Origin of the sequence: Micromonospora sp. B9E7 (genome assembly GCF_039871815.1) — a bacterium.
Classification (GTDB): domain Bacteria; phylum Actinomycetota; class Actinomycetes; order Mycobacteriales; family Micromonosporaceae; genus Micromonospora.
The window spans coordinates 1-5384 of record NZ_JBDPLX010000043.1; the positions used below are offsets into that span (position 1 = coordinate 1).

The window sequence follows — 5384 nt, forward strand, 5'->3', positions numbered from 1 at the left end:
TCTGGAAAGATTGTCCGGCGGCGTCCTACTCTCCCACACCCTCACGAGTGCAGTACCATCGGCGCTGGAGGGCTTAGCTTCCGGGTTCGGAATGTAACCGGGCGTTTCCCCTCCGCCATGACCGCCGTAACTCTATGAACATATCAAACAACCCCGGCACACAGTCACGGGTGTTCGCTCGTTCAGAGTTGCACAGTGGACGCGTAGCAGCTTAGTAGTCAAGTCCTCGGCCTATTAGTACCGGTCAACTGAACCCGTTACCGGGCTTACATTTCCGGCCTATCAACCCAGTCGTCTAGCTGGGGGCCTTACCCCACAAAGTGGGTGGGATACCTCATCTTGAAGCAGGCTTCCCGCTTAGATGCTTTCAGCGGTTATCCCTTCCGAACGTAGCTAACCAGCCGTGCCCTTGGCAGGACAACTGGCACACCAGAGGTTCGTCCGTCCCGGTCCTCTCGTACTAGGGACAGCCCTTCTCAAGTATCCTACGCGCACGGCGGATAGGGACCGAACTGTCTCACGACGTTCTAAACCCAGCTCGCGTACCGCTTTAATGGGCGAACAGCCCAACCCTTGGGACCTGCTACAGCCCCAGGATGCGACGAGCCGACATCGAGGTGCCAAACCATCCCGTCGATATGGACTCTTGGGGAAGATCAGCCTGTTATCCCCGGGGTACCTTTTATCCGTTGAGCGACACCGCTTCCACTCGCAAGTGCCGGATCACTAGTCCCGACTTTCGTCCCTGCTCGACCTGTCAGTCTCACAGTCAAGCTCCCTTGTGTACTTGCACTCAACACCTGATTGCCAACCAGGCTGAGGGAACCTTTGGGCGCCTCCGTTACCTTTTAGGAGGCAACCGCCCCAGTTAAACTACCCACCAGACACTGTCCCTGAACCGGATAACGGTCCGAAGTTAGATACCCAAATCAACCAGAGTGGTATTTCAAGATTGCCTCCACCCATACTGGCGTATGGACTTCACCGGCTCCCACCTATCCTACACAAGCTAATTCGAGTACCAATGTCAAGCTATAGTAAAGGTCCCGGGGTCTTTCCGTCCTGCCGCGCGTAACGAGCATCTTTACTCGTACTGCAATTTCGCCGGGCCTGTGGTTGAGACAGTGGGGAAGTCGTTACGCCATTCGTGCAGGTCGGAACTTACCCGACAAGGAATTTCGCTACCTTAGGATGGTTATAGTTACCACCGCCGTTTACTGGCGCTTAAGTTCTCCGCTTCGCCCCGAAGAGCTAACAGGTCCCCTTAACGTTCCAGCACCGGGCAGGCGTCAGTCCATATACATCGAATTACTTCTTCGCATGGACCTGTGTTTTTAGTAAACAGTCGCTTCCCCCTGCTCTCTGCGGCCATACAACGCTCCACCCGCGCGGGGCTTCACGTCTCCGGCCCCCCTTCTCCCTAAGTTACGGGGGCAATTTGCCGAGTTCCTTAACCACAGTTCGCCCGATCGCCTCGGTATTCTCTACCTGACCACCTGTGTCGGTTTGGGGTACGGGCCGCTAAGAACTCGCTAGAGGCTTTTCTCGGCAGCATAGGATCACTGACTTCACCTGAATCGGCTCGGCATCACGTCTCAGCCCATATGTGTTGCGGATTTGCCTACAACACGGCCTACACGCTTACCCCGGCACAACCACCGGCCGGGCTCAGCTACCTTCCTGCGTCACCCCATCGCTTGACTACTACCCATCAGGTTCCCACGCTCCCCCAGCTCAGTCCGAAGACCTCACCAAGTTCGGGTGGTTAGCACAACGAGGTTCATCAGGGACGCTCTTTCGCGGGTACGGGAATATCAACCCGTTGTCCATCGACTACGCCTCTCGGCCTCGCCTTAGGTCCCGACTCACCCAGGGCGGATTAGCCTGGCCCTGGAACCCTTGGTCATCCGGCGGAAGGGTTTCTCACCCTTCTTTCGCTACTCATGCCTGCATTCTCACTCGTGCCGCGTCCACAACTGGGTCACCCCGCTGCTTCACTCGCGGCACGACGCTCCCCTACCCATCCACACACCTGCACAAGGAATCAAGTCCAAGCGAGGATAAAATGTGAATGCCACAGCTTCGGCGGTGTGCTTGAGCCCCGCTACATTGTCGGCGCGGAACCACTTGACCAGTGAGCTATTACGCACTCTTTAAAGGGTGGCTGCTTCTAAGCCAACCTCCTGGTTGTCTATGCGACCCCACATCCTTTTCCACTTAGCACACGCTTAGGGGCCTTAGCTGGTGATCTGGGCTGTTTCCCTCTCGACTACGAAGCTTATCCCCCGCAGTCTCACTGCCGCGCTCTCACTTACCGGCATTCGGAGTTTGGCTGATTTCGGTAAGCTTGTGGGCCCCCTAGACCATCCAGTGCTCTACCTCCGGCAAGAAACACGCGACGCTGCACCTAAATGCATTTCGGGGAGAACCAGCTATCACGGAGTTTGATTGGCCTTTCACCCCTAACCACAGGTCATCCCCCAATTTTTCAACATTGGTGGGTTCGGCCCTCCACGCGGTCTTACCCGCGCTTCAGCCTGCCCATGGCTAGATCACTCCGCTTCGGGTCTAGGACACGCGACTGAATCGCCCTATTCAGACTCGCTTTCGCTACGGCTCCCCCACACGGGTTAACCTCGCCACATGCCACTAACTCGCAGGCTCATTCTTCAAAAGGCACGCCGTCACCCCGCAAGGCTCCGACGGATTGTAGGCGAACGGTTTCAGGTACTATTTCACTCCCCTCCCGGGGTACTTTTCACCATTCCCTCACGGTACTTGTCCGCTATCGGTCACCAGGAAGTATTTAGGCTTACCAGGTGGTCCTGGCAGATTCACGGCAGATTTCAGGGGTCCGCCGCTACTCGGGAACACCCACAGAAGGTCAGCAACTTTCACCTACCGGACTTTCACCGTCTACGGTCAGCCATTCCAGACTGTTCGACTAGCAACTAACTTTGTAACTTCTCGAACAAGTGTCAGCTTGTTCAGCAGGGTCCCACAACCCCGACCACGCAACCCCTGACAGGTATCACACGCAGCCGGTTTAGCCTCGATCCGCTTTCGCTCGCCACTACTCACGGAATCACTAAATTGTTTTCTCTTCCTACGGGTACTGAGATGTTTCACTTCCCCGCGTTCCCTCCACACACCCTATGTGTTCAGGTGTGGGTGACACCACATGACTGGTGCCAGGTTTCCCCATTCGGACACCCTGGGATCACAGCTTGGTTGACAGCTCCCCCAGGCCTATCGCGGCCTCCCACGTCCTTCATCGGCTCCTGGTGCCAAGGCATTCACCGTTCGCCCTTGACAACTTGACCACAAAGATGCTCGCGTCCACTGTGCAATTCTCAACAAACGACCAACCCACAACCCGAACGACCCCACACCAAACCCAATCCCTCAAGACTGGCGGTATGTGGGGCCAGGCCATGCCTGGCAGACTTCCAGCCCCCACACGGAGGCCGGCAAAGTCTCTGAAACAACAACACGACGGTTGTTCCTTCAGGACCCAACAGGGTGCTCACATCTCCCCCCAGCCGCACCAACAGCAACCGTTCCCACCACCGAAGTGGCTGTACTAAGCACCGCCGGCCGTTGCCAGGGCAAAACTTGCCAGTGTCTCCGCCATCTGAGCACCCCGACCCAACATTCGTAGGCCGCGGGCTCCTTACCGACTTTCGTCGGAAGGTGCTCCTTAGAAAGGAGGTGATCCAGCCGCACCTTCCGGTACGGCTACCTTGTTACGACTTCGTCCCAATCGCCAGCCCCACCTTCGACGGCTCCCTCCACAAGGGTTGGGCCACCGGCTTCGGGTGTTGCCGACTTTCGTGACGTGACGGGCGGTGTGTACAAGGCCCGGGAACGTATTCACCGCAGCGTTGCTGATCTGCGATTACTAGCGACTCCGACTTCACGGGGTCGAGTTGCAGACCCCGATCCGAACTGAGACCGGCTTTTTGGGATTCGCTCCACCTCACGGTATCGCAGCCCATTGTACCGGCCATTGTAGCATGCGTGAAGCCCTGGACATAAGGGGCATGATGACTTGACGTCATCCCCACCTTCCTCCGAGTTGACCCCGGCAGTCTTCGATGAGTCCCCGCCATAACGCGCTGGCAACATCGAACGAGGGTTGCGCTCGTTGCGGGACTTAACCCAACATCTCACGACACGAGCTGACGACAGCCATGCACCACCTGTGACCGCCCCCGAAGGACCCCCCATCTCTGGAGGTTTTGCGGCCATGTCAAACCCAGGTAAGGTTCTTCGCGTTGCATCGAATTAATCCGCATGCTCCGCCGCTTGTGCGGGCCCCCGTCAATTCCTTTGAGTTTTAGCCTTGCGGCCGTACTCCCCAGGCGGGGCGCTTAATGCGTTAGCTGCGGCACAGGGAACCGGAGAGGCCCCCCACACCTAGCGCCCAACGTTTACAGCGTGGACTACCAGGGTATCTAATCCTGTTCGCTCCCCACGCTTTCGCTCCTCAGCGTCAGTATCGGCCCAGAGACCCGCCTTCGCCACCGGTGTTCCTCCTGATATCTGCGCATTTCACCGCTACACCAGGAATTCCAGTCTCCCCTACCGAACTCTAGCCTGCCCGTATCGACCGCAGGCTTGGGGTTGAGCCCCAAGTTTTCACGGTCGACGCGACAAGCCGCCTACGAGCTCTTTACGCCCAATAAATCCGGACAACGCTCGCACCCTACGTCTTACCGCGGCTGCTGGCACGTAGTTGGCCGGTGCTTCTTCTGCAGGTACCGTCACTCTCGCTTCGTCCCTGCTGAAAGAGGTTTACAACCCGAAGGCCGTCATCCCTCACGCGGCGTCGCTGCATCAGGCTTCCGCCCATTGTGCAATATTCCCCACTGCTGCCTCCCGTAGGAGTCTGGGCCGTGTCTCAGTCCCAGTGTGGCCGGTCGCCCTCTCAGGCCGGCTACCCGTCGTCGCCTTGGTAGGCCATCACCCCACCAACAAGCTGATAGGCCGCGAGCCCATCCCAAGCCGAAAAACTTTCCACCACCAGCCATGCGGCCAGCAGTAATATTCGGTATTAGCCCCCGTTTCCGAGGGTTATCCCAAAGCTTGGGGCAGGTTGCTCACGTGTTACTCACCCGTTCGCCGCTCGAGTACCCCGAAGGGCCTTTCCGCTCGACTTGCATGTGTTAAGCACGCCGCCAGCGTTCGTCCTGAGCCAGGATCAAACTCTCCAACAAAAAATTAGTTGAACAGCATCCTGACAACAAACAAATGTTGCCAAAGGAATCCCAACCAGCCAGCAAAAACTGACCAGTCCGGGGTATAAATCATAATTGGCACTGGCTTTACAAGCACCCTGTTGAGTTCTCAAAGAACAACCACACACCGACCAGAAGCCCCAC

At 57.3% G+C, this 5384-nt stretch carries 3 rRNA genes; all 3 read right to left on the reverse strand.

Going from position 1 to position 5384, the window contains the following annotated elements:
* Positions 1–12 precede the first annotated feature (12 nt).
* A 5S ribosomal RNA gene (gene rrf / locus ABGB10_RS33090) occupies positions 13–129 on the reverse strand.
* Between the two features lie 85 nt (positions 130–214).
* A 23S ribosomal RNA gene (locus ABGB10_RS33095) occupies positions 215–3323 on the reverse strand.
* Positions 3324–3704: 381 nt separating this feature from the next.
* Positions 3705–5219: ribosomal RNA gene (locus ABGB10_RS33100) — 16S ribosomal RNA — on the reverse strand.
* Together the 16S, 23S and 5S rRNA genes form the textbook arrangement of a ribosomal RNA operon.
* Between the last annotated feature and the right edge of the window lie 165 nt (positions 5220–5384).